The following is a 559-nucleotide window of genomic DNA, read 5'->3' on the forward strand; positions in this document are numbered from 1 at the left end:
CACACTGACGAATGATTTTATTGGATTCACGCATTTCTGCCATACGCACTAAATAACGATCATAGCAATCACCATGACTGCCAACAGGAATATCAAAATCAAGTTCGCTATAAACATCATAAGGCTGCTTTTTGCGAAGATCCCAAGCAACTCCTGAGCTCCTTAACATCGGGCCCCCAAAGCCTAATGCCTTGGCACGCTCAGCTGTTACCACACCAGTACCATCAGTACGTTGTTTCCAAATACGGTTGTTCGTTAATAGATTTTCATATTCATCAACACACCTTGGAAAACGCTCAGTAAAATCCCAAATAAAATCAAGCAATGAACCTTGGCGGTTTTTGTTAATTGCTTTTAGTTTACGTTTTGACGTGAAACGTGATTTTTCATACTTTGGCATCGTCAGTGGTAGATTGCGAGCGACACCTCCTGGACGAAAATAAGTCGGATGCATTCTCGCACCGGAAACTGCCTCATAACAAACAAACAGGTCGTCACGCCCACGAAACGCATAAAGGAACATCGTCATCGCGCCCAAGTCTAAACTATTAGCTGCCGG

At 43.5% G+C, this 559-nt stretch carries 1 protein-coding gene; it reads right to left on the reverse strand.

Going from position 1 to position 559, the window contains the following annotated elements:
* The coding region (locus DNK85_RS11385; protein ID WP_456236546.1) for an NADH-quinone oxidoreductase subunit D-related protein at window positions 1-559 on the reverse strand (559 nt) is incomplete at both ends.

Origin of the sequence: Cysteiniphilum halobium (assembly GCF_003574425.1) — a bacterium.
In the GTDB taxonomy this organism is placed as follows: domain Bacteria; phylum Pseudomonadota; class Gammaproteobacteria; order Francisellales; family Francisellaceae; genus Caedibacter; species Caedibacter halobius.